Source organism: Streptomyces sp. NPDC014006 (assembly GCF_043088925.1).
GTDB lineage: Bacteria > Actinomycetota > Actinomycetes > Streptomycetales > Streptomycetaceae > Streptomyces.
This window is the reverse complement of sequence record NZ_JBICAJ010000003.1, coordinates 462,760-477,707: the sequence shown is the minus strand read 5'-3', so window position 1 is coordinate 477,707 and position 14,948 is coordinate 462,760. Positions and strand designations below refer to the sequence as shown.

Genomic DNA, 14,948 nt, shown 5'->3' with positions numbered 1-14,948 from the left:
TCACTGGCTCGAGCGAGCGCAGCGATCACGCGGTGATCAGCCCGCGACGACCTCGATGTTGACCTTGGCGGCAACCTCGGGGTGCAGACGCACGGACGTCTCGTGGGCGCCCAGGGTCTTGATGGGCGAACCGAGCTCGATGCGGCGCTTGTCGACCTCGGGGCCACCCGACGCCTTGATCGCGGACGCGACGTCGGCCGGGGTGACGGAACCGAAGAGACGACCGGCGTCGCCGGAGCGGACGGCCAGACGGACCTTCACACCCTCGAGCTGGGCCTTGATCTGGTTGGCCTGCTCGATGGTCTGGATCTCGTGGATCTTGCGAGCACGACGGATCTGCTCGACGTCCTTCTCGCCACCCTTGGTCCAGCGGATCGCGAAGTTCCGCGGGATCAGGTAGTTGCGAGCGTAACCGTCCTTGACGTCGACGACGTCGCCCGCGGCACCGAGGCCGGAGACCTCGTGAGTGAGGATGATCTTCATGTTTCGGTCACCCTCCCTTAGCGCGCGGTGGACGTGTAGGGCAGCAGCGCCATCTCACGGCTGTTCTTGACGGCCGTGGCGACGTCACGCTGGTGCTGCGTGCAGTTGCCGGTCACGCGGCGGGCACGGATCTTGCCGCGGTCGGAAATGAACTTCCGCAGCATGTTCGTGTCCTTGTAGTCCACGTACGTGACCTTGTCCTTGCAGAAAGCGCAGACCTTCTTCTTCGGCTTGCGCACAGGCGGCTTCGCCATGGTGATTCTCCTGTGTGATCAAGAAGTTTGGGTACGACCCGCCCTCGACCGGGACCGGCCCCGAAGGACCGGACCGAAGGCCTAGAAGGGGGGCTCGTCCGAGTAGCCGCCACCGCCGCCGGAGCCGCCGCCCCAGCCGGCGCCACCCTGGTTGCCACCGGCGGGAGCGCCGGTCGCCCAGGGGTCGTCGGCAGGAGCGCCGCCGCCCTGCTGGCCGCCACCGGCGGGGCCGCCGCCCCAGCCGGCGCCGCCCTGCTGGCCGCCACCGCCGCCGCCCCCGTAACCACCCTGGCCGCCGCGACCTGCGGCGGTCTTGGTGATCTTGGCCGTGGCGTTGCGCAGGCTGGGGCCGACCTCGTCGACGTCCAGCTCGTAGACCGTGCGCTTGACACCCTCACGGTCTTCGTACGACCGCTGCTTCAGCCGGCCCTGCACGATGACGCGCATGCCTCGCTGGAGCGACTCGGCGACGTTCTCCGCCGCCTGACGCCAGACCGAGCAGGTCAGGAACAGGCTCTCGCCGTCCTTCCACTCGTTGGTCTGACGGTCGAAGGTGCGGGGGGTGGACGCGACACGGAACTTCGCGACCGCCGCACCGGAGGGGGTGAAGCGCAGCTCGGGGTCGTCGACAAGATTGCCGATGACCGTGATGACGGTCTCGCCTGCCATGGGGGAACCTCTCGGCGGGTTTGCTGCTGGCTGCTGGTGGTGCTGCTCGGAATCCCGAGATCAGCTGAGCGGAAGGCTCAGTGGGTCTCGGGGCGAAGGACCTTGGTCCGGAGGACCGACTCGTTCAGGTTCATCTGCCGGTCGAGCTCCTTGACGACCGCGGGCTCAGCCTGCAGGTCGATGACCGAGTAGATGCCCTCGGGCTTCTTCTTGATCTCGTACGCGAGACGACGACGGCCCCAGGTGTCGACCTTCTCGACCTTTCCGCCGCCATCACGGACGACAGAGAGGAAGTTCTCGATCAGCGGGGAGACAGCGCGCTCCTCGAGATCGGGGTCGAGGATGACCATCACCTCGTAGTGACGCATGTGGAACCCACCTCCTTTGGACTCAACGGCCACGGTCGTTCCGTGGCAGGAGGGTTGTGATGCGTACGCAACGGTATCGGCCGCCACTGACAATCGGGGTCAGTCGGCGGTATCGCCCTGGCCACGAAACGGCGTGGGCAGACACCGGTGCAGAGGGTACAGACTACCCGCACACCGGCTTCCGGTTGAAATCCGGCCGGGGAGGCCGTCAATCTGTACACATCGGGTGTGTATGGCGCTACGATGCGCCGTCTTCCGCAGGAGGTGCCCTATGGCACAGGCATTGCGACCCAAGACCGCCTCCGGCCTTTTCGCCACGGACGGAAAGTCCCATCCCCTCCAGGACTCGCTGCTCGTCCTGACGCTGGCCCTCGGCTTGCTGGCCTTCATCACGGCTCTGGTCTCCGACGACCTGCACCTGCTCAGCTCCTGGGCCGGTCTGGTGGGCATCCTCGTCGGTGCCTACGGCCAGTGGATCTCGGTGACCACCCGTGAGCGCTTCGGCATCATCGTGGGCCTGGGCGCGTCCGGCGTCGGATTCCTGCTCGGCATGGCGCACGGCGGTCTCTTCGGCGGCGTCTTCTGACGTCACCCGACATCTCCTTCTCCAGCACCACGCATCTCACCCGGCCGCCGCGCGGCCGGGCGAGATGTGCCGTGCGCCCAGCAGGCGCGCTCCGTGGGCGCAGTAGGCTTCGGCGCTAGAGCCGGAGCCCCTGACCCGTGGGGACAGACCAGCCCGAGGAGCGCCCCGAATGAGCCTGACCCTGAGGACCATCAGTCGCGAGCAGCATCTGGCCTTCATCCAGACCCTGCCGGCGGCGAGTCACATGCAGGTGCCGGCGTGGGCGGACGTGAAGGCGGAGTGGCGCTCCGAGAGCCTCGGCTGGTTCGACGAGCGCACCGGCGAGCTGGTCGGTGCGGGCCTGGTGCTCTACCGGCAGCTGCCCAAGATCAAGCGCTACCTCGCCTATCTGCCCGAGGGCCCGGTCATCAACTGGTTCGCACCGAATCTGCAGGACTGGATCGAGCCGATGCTCGCCCACCTGAAGCAGCAGGGCGCCTTCTCGGTGAAGATGGGTCCGCCGGTGGTCATCCGGCGCTGGAACGCCGACACCATCAAGAAGGGCATCCAGGACCAGGACGTGAAGCGCCTGCGCGACCTGGAGGCCGACTTCATCGAGCCGCGCGCCTTCGAGGTGGCCGACAAGCTGCGTCGTATGGGCTGGCAGCAGGGCGAGGACGGCGGAGCCGGTTTCGGTGACGTCCAGCCCCGCTACGTCTTCCAGGTGCCGTTGGCGAACCGCTCCCTGGAAGAGGTCCACAAGAACTTCAACCAGCTGTGGCGCCGCAACATCAAGAAGGCGGAGAAGGCCGGCGTCGAGGTCGTCCAGGGCGGCTACCACGACCTCGAGGAGTGGCAGCGGCTGTACGAGATCACGGCCGTGCGCGACCACTTCAGGCCGCGCCCGCTGTCGTACTTCCAGCGCATGTGGTCGGCTCTCAACAGTGAGGACCCCAACCGCATGCGGCTGTACTTCGCCCGCCACAACGGTGTGAACCTCGCGGCGGCCACGATGCTGATCGTCGGCGGGCACGTCTGGTACTCCTACGGCGCCTCCGACAACATCGGCCGCGAGGTCCGGCCCTCGAACGCGATGCAGTGGCGGATGCTGCGCGACGCCTACGCGCTCGGCGCGACCGTCTACGACCTGCGCGGCATCTCCGACTCGCTGGACGAGTCCGACCACCTCTTCGGCCTGATCCAGTTCAAGGTCGGCACGGGGGGCCAGGCCGCCGAGTACCTCGGCGAGTGGGACTTCCCGTTGAACAAGCTGCTCCACAAGGCGCTCGACATCTACATGTCGCGCCGCTGATGTCCCGTTCAGTGCTTCCATACCTCTGACACATCGCAACCACGAGAAAGGTTCCAGGTCCGGCCATGGCGCTCACGCTCTACGTCGACACCGCGCGCTGGCGGGCGCACCACAAGCACGTGCAGGAGCAGTTCCCGGGCCTCGTCCCGGTCTGCAAGGGCAACGGCTACGGCTTCGGTCACGAGCGGCTGGCCGAGGAGGCCACGCGCCTGGGTGCGGACCTGCTCGCGGTCGGTACGACGTACGAGGCCGCCCGGATCAAGGACTTCTTCGGCGGCGACCTGCTGGTGCTGACCCCGTACCGGCGCGGCGAGGAGCCGGTGCCGCTGCCTGACCGGGTGGTGCGCTCGGTCTCCTCCATCGACGGCGTGTACGGCCTGGTCGGCGCCCGGGTGGTCATCGAGGTGATGTCCTCGATGAAGCGGCACGGCATCAGCGAGCAGGACCTGCCGCAGTTGCACGCCGCCATAGAGAACGTCCGGCTGGAGGGCTTCGCCATCCATCTGCCGCTGGACCGCACCGACGGCTCCGACGCCGTCGAGGAGGTCATCGGCTGGATGGACCGGCTGCGCGCGGCCCGGCTGCCGCTGCACACGATGTTCGTCAGCCACCTCAAGGCCGACGAACTGCAGCGGCTGCAGCAGCAGTTCCCGCAGACCCGGTTCCGCGCCCGCATCGGCACGCGGCTGTGGCTGGGCGACCACGAGGCCACCGAGTACCGCGGTGCGGTCCTGGACGTCACGCGCGTGTCCAAGGGCGACCGCTTCGGCTACCGGCAGCAGAAGGCGGCTTCCGACGGTTTCCTGGTCGTCGTGGCGGGGGGCACCTCGCACGGGGTGGGGCTGGAGGCCCCGAAGGCCATGCACGGCGTCATGCCGCGCGCGAAGGGCGTCGCACGCGCCGGCCTCGCCACGGTGAACCGGAACCTTTCTCCGTTCGTCTGGGACGGAAAGCAGCGCTGGTTCGCCGAGCCCCCGCACATGCAGGTGTCCATCCTGTTCGTGCCCGCCGACGCGGCCGAGCCGAAGGTCGGTGACGAGCTGGTGGCCCATCTGCGACACACCACCACGCAGTTCGACCGGCTCATGGAGCGCTGAGCCGGCACGGCGAACGCCGAAGGCCGTACACGGGAGCGCCCGTGTACGGCCTTTGTCATACGGTCCCCAGGGGCCGTTCGCTCAGAGCGAACCCCCTGCCGCCTCACGGCCGTTGCCCCACTCCACCGCCGGGGTGTCGAAGTGGGCTGCGTGCCGTGGGGGATGGGCGGCGGGCCCGAGGACGAACACGTCCTCCGCACCGTCCAGGACCCCGCCGGACGGGTCGTCGTCGCCGGCGAGGCGCACCTCGTCCCGCTCCGGCATGAGGATGTCGCGCACCACGACGGCGCACAGGTACAGCGTCCCCAGCAGGTGCACGCCGATCGCCCAGTGGTAGCCGTCGGTCGGCAGACCCTTGTGGGCGTCTCCGCTGGTGGTGTACGCGAGGTACATCCAGATACCGAGGAAGTACCCCACCTCGCACGCCTGCCAGATCAGGAAGTCCCGCCATTTGGGCCGGGCCAGCGCGGCCAGCGGCACCAGCCACAGGACGTACTGCGGCGAGTAGACCTTGTTGGTGACGATGAAGGCGGCGACGATCAGGAACGCCAGCTGGGCGAACCGGGGGCGGCGCGGTGCGGTGAAGGTGAGCACGGCGATGCCCAGGCAGCACAGGAGCATCAGCGCTAGGGCGAGCACATTGACGGTCTCCGTGCGCAGCGGGTGGCTGGAGTTCTGCGCCAGGATCAGCCAGAACGATCCGAAGTCGACGCCCCGGTCCTGGCTGAACCGGTAGAACTTCGACCAGCCGTCGAACGCGAAGTACATGACGGGCAGGTTCACCACGAGCCAGGAGACGACCGCACCACCCAGGGCCTTGCCGAAGGCCCGCCAGGCGCCCGCGCGCCAGCACAGCACCAGCAGCGGGCCGAGCAGGAAGGCCGGGTAGAGCTTGGCGGCGGTGGCGAGCCCCAGCAGGACACCGAAGGCCACGGAGCGGCCCCGGGACCACATCAGCATCGCGGCGGCCGTCAGGGCGACGGCGAGCAGGTCCCAGTTGATGGTGGCCGTCAGGACGTAGGCGGGCGCCAGGGCGACGAGCAGGCCGTCCCAGGGCCGACGGGCGTGTGTGCGCGAAACGCAGACGGCGATGACGGCCGCACAGACCATCAGCATCCCGGCGTTGACCATCCAGTACCACTGTTCCTGGTGCTGGATGCTGCCGCTGCCGGGTGTCAGCCAGGCCGCCACCTCCATGAACACGCCGGTCAGCACCGGGTACTCGAGGTAGTCCATGTCGCCGGGCAGCTTGTCGAAGTACGGCACGAGCCCGTCGGCGAAGCCGCGGCCCTGATACAGGTGCGGGATGTCGGAGTAGCAGGCGTGTGTGTACTGCGAGCTGGCTCCGAAGAACCAGGCGCCGTTGTAGCAGGGCGCCTTCTGCACCAGCCCGAGGGCGAACATGCCGATCGCCACCAGGGCGACGATCCGGACGGGCGTCCACCACGAGGCCCCGGTCAGGGCACGCCGTCCGAGCGGGCCACCGATCAGCTCACTGCCGGCCGCGGCGATCTTGTCGTCCCGGGTCGGCCGTACCGTGTCCGGCTCGTGCACGCTCGTCGGCGTCGATTCTGCACTGGGCATGGGGCACATCCTGCCGTACAAGGCTGGGAAAACGCCGAGGGCCGCCGCACCTGAGTCGGTGCGGCGGCCCCTGTTTCACGTGAAACGTCGGGACGTTTCACGTGAAACACCCGTCTTGGGTGGTCGGTGACTATCCGGCCGGGCCCCCGAAGAGCCCGCCGCCACCATTTTGGTTACCCCTCGTGTTGCCGCCGGTGGTGTCCGAGGGCGACGGCGACGGCGACACACCGCCGTCCGTGCCGCCGGTATCGGTACCACCGCCGTTCGTCCCGCCGGCCGGGTCACAGGTCCAGTCCCAGGGCTTGCAGGATTCGCTCACCGACGGCGACGGGCTGGGAGAGCTGTGACTGGGCGACGGCGTCGGCGACGGGCTCTCCTTCTCCGTCTCCGTCACCGACGGTGTGGGCGTCGGCGAGGGCTGGGCGTTGATGATCTCGCCGATGGGCTCGGGCGCCGGGAACGGCTTGGCCGGCTCACCCTTCAGTGCCTCCGCCATGTAGTCGTGCCAGATCTGCGCCGGGAAGGAGGCACCGTGGATCTTCTTCTGGCCACCGGTGCCGAACATCTCCAGAAACGTCCGGTTCTTGTTCGACGCGTCGTCGTCGTACCGGAACATGGTGATCGCCGTGGACAGCTGCGGGGTGTAGCCCACGAACCAGGCGGACTTGTTGCCATCGGTCGTACCCGTCTTGCCGGCCACGTCACGGCCGGGGAGCTGGGCGGCGGTACCCGTGCCCTTGTCGACCACGGTCTTCAGCACGTCGGTGACGTTGTCGGCGACCTTCTCGCTGAAGGCCTGCTTGGTCTTGGCCCGGTGCTCGAAGGCCACACCGTCCTTGCTGACGACCTTCTCGACGGAGTACGGGTCGCGCTGCTTGCCGCTGGCAGCGAAAGTGCCGTACGCGCCGGCCATACGGATCGCGCTGGGGTCCGAGGTACCGATGGAGAAGGACGGGTAGCTGGTACCGGCCAGACTGCTCTCCAGCAGGCCCGCGTCCATGGCGGCCTGCTTGACCTTGTCGAGGCCGACGTCCATGCCGAGCTGGACGAAGGGGGAGTTCACGGACTCCCGCATGGCCTCGCGCAGGTCGATCAGGTACTTGGGCGGCTCACCGTACGACTTCTGGCCGTCGTTGGTCTGCAGCCACTCCTCGCCCTTCTCGTTCGTCCAGACGTTGCCCTGGTAGTCCTTGATCTTCAGCTTGTTCTTGGCGTTGTACAGGCTCTTCGGGGAGACGATGGTGCGCTCGTCCTGGGCCTGGTCCGGCCCGAGCTCCGGGTTGCGCTTGCCCCACTCCATGGCGGCGGCCAGAACGAACGGCTTGAAGGTCGAACCCACCTGGGCGCCGGTGGCGTCGGCGTTGTTGGTGAAGTGCTTGGTCGCGTCCTCACCGCCGTAGATCGCCTTGATGGCACCGGTACCCGGGTCCACGGACGCCCCGCCGAACTGGACGTGGGTGTCGGTCTCGGGGCGCAGCTTCGGCTTGATGTTGGCCTTCTGCACCTTCGTGACGGAGGCTTGGAGCTCCTGGATCTTCTTCTTGTCGAAGGTCGTGTAGATCGACAGGCCGCCCTCACGCAGCTTCTGCTGGTCGACGTGCGTCTCGTCGCTGTGGGTGACCAGATAGCTGTTCGCCAGGTCGACGAGGTAGCCGATCTGACCGCTGAGCCGGGTGTTGGAGCGCGGGTTCTGGACCGTGGGGAGGGTCCGGTACTTGTCGCGCTGTGCCGCGTCGAGATGGCCGTACTCGACCATCTTGTTCAGCGTGTCCTGCATCTGGCTCGTGGCGCGCTTCCGGTTGGCGTCCGGCGTGGCCGCGGGGTCGATCGAGGTCGCACCGGCCGGGTCGTAGTAGGTGGCGCCCTTGAGCATCGCGGCCAGGAACGCGCACTCGCCCGGGTTCAGGTCGACGGCGTCCTTGTTGAAATAGGCCCGCGCGGCCGCCTGGATGCCGTAGGCGTTGCGCCCGTAGTAGGCGGAGTTCAGGTAGCCGGCCATGATGTCGTCCTTCTTGACGGTGGCCCCTACCTTGATCGAGACGAAGATCTCCTTGAACTTGCGCGTCAGGGTCTGCGACTGGTCGTTGAGCATCGCGTTCTTGACGTACTGCTGGGTGATCGTGGAGCCACCCTGCGTCTCGCCGCCGCGCGCCATGTTCAGCAAGGCCCGGGCGATGCCCTTCGGGTCGATGCCGCTGTCGGTCTCGAAGGTCTTGTTCTCCTGCGAGATCACGGCGTACTGCATCGCCTTGGGGATCTGCTCCAGGTTGATGATCTGGCGGTTGGTCTCCCCGCCCGTCGCAACCATCTGGCTCTTGTCGGCCCAGTAGTAGACGTTGTTCTGCGAGGTCGCGGTCTTGGCCAGGTCGGGGACGCCCACCATGGCGTATCCGATGCCCGCCACGGCCACCAGGCTGCCGATGAAGCCGAGGAACAGACCGGAGACGAGCTTCCAGGACGGCATCCAGCGGCGCCAGCCGTACTTGCCCGCGCGCGGGTAGTCGATGATCCGCTTCTTGCCGGGGTCGGCCGCCCGCCCGCGGCCCCGCCCCGGACCGGCGGGCGCCGGGCGGCGCCCCCCATGACCCGGATCGGCCGCTCGGCGTCGGCTCCCGCCTCTCTGTGCCGCTCGGCGGGCCTCTGCGCGGCCGCCGTAGGGCCGCTCCTCAGCTTCCGGCCCGTAGGCGTCCGACCCGTATGCGTCGGACGGAGACCCGGTGGCGCCTCGCGGTGCCGCCCGGCGGCCGGAGGACGAACCGGACGTACCGCGTCGGCCCGCGGCACGTCCGCCTCCCTGCGGCTGTGGCGGTTTGCGACGGTGCTCGCTCATCGAACGATTACTCCTAGGGCAGGCGCACCCGTGCGCGCCTGGAAACGGCGGCTGGTTTCCGGTCCCCCCGAAGTACGGATGTGGTCGGTTTGGCATTCACCCGTACTGCACCGACGACGATGACGCCCTCAGGCGTCGCTCGGTTCCCGGTGGGATGCATGGCGCACAGACTACGCACCGTCAAAACGCGTCTAGTCCCAAAGTTCACCCCAAATCAGGCAACTTGGTTGTGACGAATCAGTGATGTGATCCCGTTCACCATCGCTCCTCTTGTCGCGCCCGGACGGCCGTTCTATCGTCATGATGTATCGAGTCGATACATCAGCTCGGCATAAAGACCGTCACGGGGCCCGTCACACGGGTCGCGGCAGAGAGGAGGCGACGATGAGCCGGCGTTCCGGGATCCTCGAGTTCGCCGTACTCGGCCTGCTCCGCGAATCTCCGATGCACGGCTATGAGCTGCGCAAACGACTCAATACGTCATTGGGTGTGTTCCGTGCGTTCAGCTACGGGACGCTCTACCCCTGCCTCAAGACGCTGGTCGCCAACGGCTGGTTGACCGAGGAGGCAGGGCCGGGCACCGAGGACGCCCTGGCCGCTCCGCTCACGGGGCGCCGCGCCAAGATCGTCTACCGGTTGACGGCGGAGGGCAAGGAGCACTTCGAGGAACTGCTGTCGCAGACGGGCCCCGACGCGTACGAGGACGAGCACTTCGCCGCTCGCTTCGCCTTCTTCGGGCAGACCTCGCGCGACGTCCGTATGCGCGTCCTCGAAGGTCGCCGCAGCCGGCTGGAGGAGCGGCTGGAGAAGATGCGCGCCTCACTCGCGCGCACCCGGGAGCGCCTCGACGACTACACCCTCGAGCTCCAGCGCCACGGGATGGAGTCCGTGGAGCGCGAAGTGCGCTGGCTGAACGAGCTCATCGAGAGCGAGCGGGCCGGAAGGGACATGCGTTCCCCCGGGGAGACCGCTCAGCAGGACACCACATCTGGAGCGTCGGGCGGCCTGCCCCGTCCCGGGGACACCCCCCGGACGGATACGCCCGACGACACCGCCACGTGAGCGCCCACCGCGGGCCTCACCAGTACACACAGGGAGCAACCGGAATGGGTTCGGTTCGCGTAGCCATCGTCGGCGTGGGTAACTGCGCCGCCTCGCTGGTGCAGGGAGTCGAGTACTACAAGGACGCCGACCCGGCGGCCAAGGTGCCGGGCCTGATGCACGTCCAGTTCGGCGACTACCACGTCAGGGACGTCGAGTTCGTCGCCGCCTTCGACGTGGACGCCAAGAAGGTCGGCCTCGACCTCGCGGACGCGATCGGCGCCTCCGAGAACAACACCATCAAGATCTGCGACGTGCCCACCACCGGTGTCACCGTCCAGCGCGGCCACACCCTCGACGGCCTCGGCAAGTACTACCGCCAGACCATCGAGGAGTCGGACGCCGAGCCGGTCGACGTCGTCCAGATCCTCAAGGACAAGCAGGTCGACGTCCTGGTCTGCTACCTGCCCGTCGGTTCCGAGGACGCGGCGAAGTTCTACGCCCAGTGCGCCATCGACGCCAAGGTCGCCTTCGTCAACGCCCTGCCGGTCTTCATCGCCGGTACCAAGGAGTGGGCGGACAAGTTCACCGAGGCCGGCGTGCCGATCGTCGGTGACGACATCAAGTCCCAGGTCGGCGCCACCATCACGCACCGCGTCATGGCGAAGCTGTTCGAGGACCGCGGTGTCATCCTGGACCGCACGATGCAGCTGAACGTCGGCGGCAACATGGACTTCAAGAACATGCTCGAGCGCGAGCGCCTGGAGTCCAAGAAGATCTCCAAGACGCAGGCCGTCACCTCCCAGATCCCCGACCGGGACCTCGGCGAGAAGAACGTCCACATCGGCCCGTCCGACTACGTCGCCTGGCTCGACGACCGCAAGTGGGCCTACGTCCGCCTCGAGGGCCGCGCCTTCGGTGACGTTCCGCTGAACCTGGAGTACAAGCTCGAGGTCTGGGACTCCCCGAACTCCGCCGGTGTCATCATCGACGCCCTGCGCGCCGCGAAGATCGCCAAGGACCGGGGCATCGGTGGCCCGATCCTGTCGGCTTCGTCCTACTTCATGAAGTCCCCGCCGGTGCAGTACTTCGACGACATCGCCCGCGAGAACGTCGAGAAGTTCATCCGCGGCGAGGTCGAGCGCTGACCTGAGCGCCGATAGCTCCTGCCAGGGCCGGAAGGGTCCCTGGGGCACTGTGCCCCGGGGACCCTTCCGTGTGTGAGGCTGTGCCGCATGGCCGTCGTCCGCGATCTTCGCGTCCTGCTCCGCTTCAGGGACTTCCGGCGGCTGCTCGCGGTACGGCTGCTCTCCCAGGGCGCGGACGGGATCTACCAGGTCGGCCTCGCCACCTACGTCGTCTTCTCCCCGGAGAAGCAGACCTCGCCCGCCGCGATCGCCTCCGCGATGGCGATCCTGCTGCTGCCCTACTCCGTGGTGGGCCCCTTCGCCGGCGTCCTGCTGGACCGCTGGCGCCGTCGGCAGGTTCTCGTCCACGGCAACCTGCTGCGCGCCCTGACGGCAGCGGTGACGGCCGCCCTGATGGTCGCTCACGTCCCCGACTGGCTCTTCTACCTCTCCGCGCTGTGCGTCACCGCCGTCAACCGGTTCGTTCTCGCGGGCCTGTCCGCCGCCCTGCCGCGCGTGGTCGACGCCGAGCGACTGGTGATGGCCAACTCCCTGGCCCCGACCGCCGGAACGCTCGCGGCGACCGCCGGCGGCACGCTCGCCTTCGTCGTACGCCTGGTGGCTGCGGGCTCCGACGCCGCGGTGGTCCTGCTGGGCGCGGTCCTGTATCTGTGCTCCGCGCTCGCCTCGCTGCGCCTGGCCGTGGGGCTGCTGGGCCCCGACCGGGCGCTGGTACGGCCGCGGCTGACGAGGGCGGTCCAGGGCACCACACGCGGACTCGCAGCCGGTGCGCGCCATCTCGCGGCGCCGCAACGTCGCGAGGCCGCCTGGGCGTTGGCCGCGGTGACGCTGATGCGGTTCTGCTACGGCGCCCTGATCGTCACCGTGCTGATGCTGTGCCGGTACGCGTGGTCCTCCGACCCGGACCGGGGGCTGGCGCTGCTGGGACTGGCCCTCGGCGTCTCGGGCGCGGGATTCTTCGCGGCGGCCGTCGTGTCCCCGTCCGCTGTGGGCCTGCTCGGGCCGGTGCGCTGGATCCAGGTCTGCTCGGCCTGCGCGGCGGTGCTGGTGCCCGCGCTGGGGCTGACGTTCGCCCAGGGGCCGGGCCTCGTCGCGACGTTCGTGCTGGGACTGGTGACCCAGGCCGCGAAGATCGCCACGGACACCGTGGTGCAGTCCACGGTCGACGACGCCTTCCGCGGCCGGATCTTCTCCCTCTACGACGTGCTCTTCAACGTCGCGTTCGTCGCGGCGGCGGGCGTTGCCGCGCTGATGCTGCCGCCGGACGGACGTTCCGCTCCGCTCGTGGTCACGGTGGCTTTGGTCTATGGGGTGGTTGCCCTGGCTATGGCCCGTTTTCGGCGTTCATAAGTGTCACATCCAAGCCACAGAGTGAACTCGGGAAAGCAAAGTGGCCACAAGGACCCAGTAATTTACGTGGGTCTTATCTCGCGCTCTGCGCACCCACGTTCGAGGGGGACCCCCAAAGTGACCACTCCGCCGCCCCACGGCCAGAACCCGTACGCCCAGACGCCTCCCCCGCCCGTGGGTCAGCAGCCTGGTCAGCCCGGCATCCCGCCGCAGGGCGCTCCCTACGCCCCGTTCCCGAACCAGGCCGCCCCGGGCGCTCCCGGCGCCCCGGTTCCGCCGCCGGTTCCGGCCGCTCCGGCGAAGAAGGGCGGGAAGAAGGTCCTGAAGGTGATCTCCGGCATTGTCGTCGCGATCATCATCGCCCTGGTGAAGTTCGGCGGCATCTTCGGCATCAGCTGGTTCATGAGCCGCAACGACGCGGAGTCGACGTCGGTCGGCGCCTGCATGCACAACAAGGGCACGGACACCGACGCGAAGCTCGAGGAAGTCGATTGCTCCTCGACCGACGCGCAGTACAAGGTCGTGAAGAAGTTCGAGTTCTCCAGCGACGAGAACAAGTGCGAGGGCGTGGCGCCGGTCTGGTACGTCCAGTCGGGCGGCGCGCACGACGTGGTCCTGTGCCTGGACGAGGTCAAGAAGTAACGCGTTTGTGGTTCAACGCAACGCAACGGGCGGTGTTTCACGTGAAACACCGCCCCTTGTGACGTTCCCGGGGTCGTGTTTCACGTGAAACACGACCCCGCTTCGTTGGTTCAGCTCTGCTCGGACCACCAGTCCTTGAGGGCGGCCACGGCCTGATCGTGCTCCATCGGGCCGTGCTCCAGACGGAGTTCCAGCATGTGCTTGTACGCCTTGCCGATCACCGGGCCGGGGCCGACGCCCAGGATCTCCATGATCTCGTTGCCGTCGAGGTCCGGGCGGATCGCGTCCAGCTCCTCCTGCTCCTGCAGCTCGGCGATGCGCTCCTCCAGGCCGTCGTAGGCGCGGGACAGGGCGGCCGCCTTGCGCTTGTTGCGGGTGGTGCAGTCGGAGCGCGTCAGCTTGTGGAGCCGACTCAGGAGGGGGCCTGCGTCACGGACGTAGCGCCGCACCGCGGAGTCGGTCCACTCACCGGTGCCGTAGCCGTGGAAACGCAGGTGGAGCTCCACCAGCCGGGAGATGTCCTTGACCAGCTCGTTGGAGTACTTCAGCGCCGTCAGCCGCTTCTTGGTCATCTTCGCGCCGACCACCTCGTGGTGGTGGAACGAGACCCGGCCGTCCTTCTCGAAGCGGCGCGTCCTCGGCTTGCCGATGTCGTGCAGCAGCGCGGCCAGCCGGAGCGTGAGGTCGGGGCCGTCCTCCTCGAGGGCGATCGCCTGCTCCAGAACGATCAGCGTGTGCTCGTAGACGTCCTTGTGCCGGTGGTGCTCGTCGCTCTCCAGCCGCAGCGCCGGCAGCTCGGGCAGGACACACTCGGCGATCCCGCTGTCCACGAGCAGGGCCAGGCCCTTGCGCGGGTGGGCGGAGAGGATGAGCTTGTTCAGCTCGTCCCGCACCCGCTCCGCGGAGACGATCTCGATCCGCTCGGCCATCTCCGACATCGCCGTCACGACCTCGGGCGCGACCTCGAAGTCGAGCTGGGCGGCGAAGCGCGCGGCCCGCATCATGCGCAGCGGATCGTCGGAGAACGACGACTCGGGGGTGCCGGGGGTGCGCAGCACGCGCGCCGCCAGGTCCACCAGACCACCGTGCGGGTCGATGAACTCCTTCTCCGGCAGCGCGACGGCCATCGCGTTCACCGTGAAATCACGGCGGACGAGGTCCTCCTCGATGGAGTCGCCGTAGGACACCTCCGGCTTGCGGGAGGTGCGGTCGTAGGCCTCGGAGCGGTAGGTGGTGATCTCGATCTGGAAGTCCCAGTCAGCGTCTGAGACCCGGGCCGACTTCTGCACACCCACCGTGCCGAAGGCGATCCCGACCTCCCAGACGGCGTCCGCCCAGGGCCGCACGATCTTCAGGACGTCCTCGGGCCGGGCGTCGGTCGTGAAGTCCAGGTCGTTGCCGAGTCGGCCGAGCAGCGCGTCCCGCACCGAGCCGCCGACCAGGGCGAGCGAGAAGCCCGCCTGCTGGAAACGGCGGGCGAGGTCGTCGGCGACGGGGGCCACCCGCAGCAGTTCGCTCACCGCGCGCTGCTGCGCCTGGCTCAGGGCAGTGGGAGTGTCTTCATTGGCGTTCGGCACAACAGAACAGGGTACGTGCACCGGCGGG

14 protein-coding genes are annotated in these 14,948 nt (G+C 68.2%); 7 read left to right on the top strand and 7 right to left on the bottom strand.

Features of this window, described 5'->3' with window-relative positions:
* Positions 1-36: 36 nt before the first annotated feature.
* The 4 genes from rplI to rpsF all read right to left on the bottom strand — a co-directional run bounded on the left by rplI (position 37) and on the right by rpsF (position 1,774).
* On the bottom strand, positions 37-483 hold the full coding sequence (gene rplI / locus ACF1GV_RS14400) for a 50S ribosomal protein L9 (protein ID WP_363265346.1): 447 nt from the start codon (positions 481-483) through the stop codon (positions 37-39).
* Between the two features lie 17 nt (positions 484-500).
* On the bottom strand, positions 501-737 hold the full coding sequence (gene rpsR / locus ACF1GV_RS14395; RefSeq protein WP_003949403.1) for a 30S ribosomal protein S18: 237 nt from the start codon (positions 735-737) through the stop codon (positions 501-503).
* An 81-nt stretch (positions 738-818) separates the two neighbouring features.
* Positions 819-1,406, bottom strand: coding sequence for a single-stranded DNA-binding protein (locus tag ACF1GV_RS14390; protein WP_391680231.1), 588 nt, complete (start codon positions 1,404-1,406; stop codon positions 819-821).
* Between the two features lie 77 nt (positions 1,407-1,483).
* Complete coding sequence (gene rpsF, locus ACF1GV_RS14385) at positions 1,484-1,774, bottom strand: 30S ribosomal protein S6 (RefSeq protein WP_014673750.1); 291 nt, start codon at positions 1,772-1,774, stop codon at positions 1,484-1,486.
* A gap of 271 nt (positions 1,775-2,045) precedes the next feature.
* Between rpsF and ACF1GV_RS14380 the strand changes: the two genes are divergently transcribed.
* The 3 genes from ACF1GV_RS14380 (at position 2,046) to ACF1GV_RS14370 (ending at position 4,748) form a co-directional block, all read left to right on the top strand.
* A complete protein-coding gene (locus tag ACF1GV_RS14380) occupies positions 2,046-2,360 on the top strand; it encodes a hypothetical protein (protein WP_391680230.1) in 315 nt (104 codons plus the stop codon).
* A 169-nt stretch (positions 2,361-2,529) separates the two neighbouring features.
* Positions 2,530-3,651 carry a peptidoglycan bridge formation glycyltransferase FemX gene (gene femX, locus ACF1GV_RS14375; RefSeq protein WP_363265343.1) on the top strand — a complete coding sequence of 374 codons (1,122 nt, stop codon included), beginning with the start codon at positions 2,530-2,532 and terminating at the stop codon, positions 3,649-3,651.
* Positions 3,652-3,716: 65 nt separating this feature from the next.
* Positions 3,717-4,748: an alanine racemase gene (locus ACF1GV_RS14370; protein WP_391680228.1), complete on the top strand. Its 1,032-nt coding sequence runs from the start codon at positions 3,717-3,719 to the stop codon at positions 4,746-4,748.
* A gap of 81 nt (positions 4,749-4,829) precedes the next feature.
* Here the strand turns inward: ACF1GV_RS14370 and ACF1GV_RS14365 are convergent, their stop codons facing one another.
* Entirely contained in the window at positions 4,830-6,332 is a 1,503-nt protein-coding gene (locus tag ACF1GV_RS14365; protein WP_391680226.1) for a glycosyltransferase family 87 protein, read from the bottom strand.
* A 130-nt stretch (positions 6,333-6,462) separates the two neighbouring features.
* Positions 6,463-9,162, bottom strand: a complete 2,700-nt coding sequence (locus ACF1GV_RS14360; RefSeq protein WP_391680224.1) for a transglycosylase domain-containing protein — start codon at positions 9,160-9,162, stop codon at positions 6,463-6,465.
* A 384-nt stretch (positions 9,163-9,546) separates the two neighbouring features.
* Between ACF1GV_RS14360 and ACF1GV_RS14355 the strand changes: the two genes are divergently transcribed.
* The 4 genes from ACF1GV_RS14355 (at position 9,547) to ACF1GV_RS14340 (ending at position 13,343) form a co-directional block, all read left to right on the top strand.
* The gene (locus ACF1GV_RS14355; RefSeq protein ID WP_391680223.1) at positions 9,547-10,224 is read left to right on the top strand and encodes a helix-turn-helix transcriptional regulator; all 678 of its coding nucleotides are present in this window, start codon (positions 9,547-9,549) and stop codon (positions 10,222-10,224) included.
* A gap of 44 nt (positions 10,225-10,268) precedes the next feature.
* Complete coding sequence (locus tag ACF1GV_RS14350; protein ID WP_391680222.1) at positions 10,269-11,351, top strand: inositol-3-phosphate synthase; 1,083 nt, start codon at positions 10,269-10,271, stop codon at positions 11,349-11,351.
* Positions 11,352-11,438: 87 nt separating this feature from the next.
* A complete protein-coding gene (locus ACF1GV_RS14345; protein WP_391680220.1) occupies positions 11,439-12,701 on the top strand; it encodes an MFS transporter in 1,263 nt (420 codons plus the stop codon).
* Positions 12,702-12,818: 117 nt separating this feature from the next.
* The gene (locus ACF1GV_RS14340; protein ID WP_391680218.1) at positions 12,819-13,343 is read left to right on the top strand and encodes a hypothetical protein; all 525 of its coding nucleotides are present in this window, start codon (positions 12,819-12,821) and stop codon (positions 13,341-13,343) included.
* 110 nt (positions 13,344-13,453) lie between these two features.
* Here the strand turns inward: ACF1GV_RS14340 and ACF1GV_RS14335 are convergent, their stop codons facing one another.
* Positions 13,454-14,920: a CCA tRNA nucleotidyltransferase gene (locus ACF1GV_RS14335; protein WP_391680216.1), complete on the bottom strand. Its 1,467-nt coding sequence runs from the start codon at positions 14,918-14,920 to the stop codon at positions 13,454-13,456.
* Positions 14,921-14,948 lie beyond the last annotated feature (28 nt).

Bases quoted from the DNA above. Each gene is read 5' to 3' on its own strand.
- ACF1GV_RS14390 (WP_391680231.1), bottom strand. From the start codon at position 1,406: ATGGCAGGCGAGACCGTCATCACGGTCATCGGCAATCTTGTCGACGAC.
- ACF1GV_RS14370 (WP_391680228.1), top strand. From the start codon at position 3,717: ATGGCGCTCACGCTCTACGTCGACACCGCGCGCTGGCGGGCGCACCAC.
- ACF1GV_RS14365 (WP_391680226.1), bottom strand. From the start codon at position 6,332: ATGCCCAGTGCAGAATCGACGCCGACGAGCGTGCACGAGCCGGACACG.
- ACF1GV_RS14355 (WP_391680223.1), top strand. From the start codon at position 9,547: ATGAGCCGGCGTTCCGGGATCCTCGAGTTCGCCGTACTCGGCCTGCTC.
- ACF1GV_RS14380 (WP_391680230.1), top strand. From the start codon at position 2,046: ATGGCACAGGCATTGCGACCCAAGACCGCCTCCGGCCTTTTCGCCACG.
- ACF1GV_RS14350 (WP_391680222.1), top strand. From the start codon at position 10,269: ATGGGTTCGGTTCGCGTAGCCATCGTCGGCGTGGGTAACTGCGCCGCC.
- ACF1GV_RS14360 (WP_391680224.1), bottom strand. From the start codon at position 9,162: ATGAGCGAGCACCGTCGCAAACCGCCACAGCCGCAGGGAGGCGGACGT.
- rpsF (WP_014673750.1), bottom strand. From the start codon at position 1,774: ATGCGTCACTACGAGGTGATGGTCATCCTCGACCCCGATCTCGAGGAG.
- rplI (WP_363265346.1), bottom strand. From the start codon at position 483: ATGAAGATCATCCTCACTCACGAGGTCTCCGGCCTCGGTGCCGCGGGC.
- rpsR (WP_003949403.1), bottom strand. From the start codon at position 737: ATGGCGAAGCCGCCTGTGCGCAAGCCGAAGAAGAAGGTCTGCGCTTTC.
- femX (WP_363265343.1), top strand. From the start codon at position 2,530: ATGAGCCTGACCCTGAGGACCATCAGTCGCGAGCAGCATCTGGCCTTC.
- ACF1GV_RS14345 (WP_391680220.1), top strand. From the start codon at position 11,439: ATGGCCGTCGTCCGCGATCTTCGCGTCCTGCTCCGCTTCAGGGACTTC.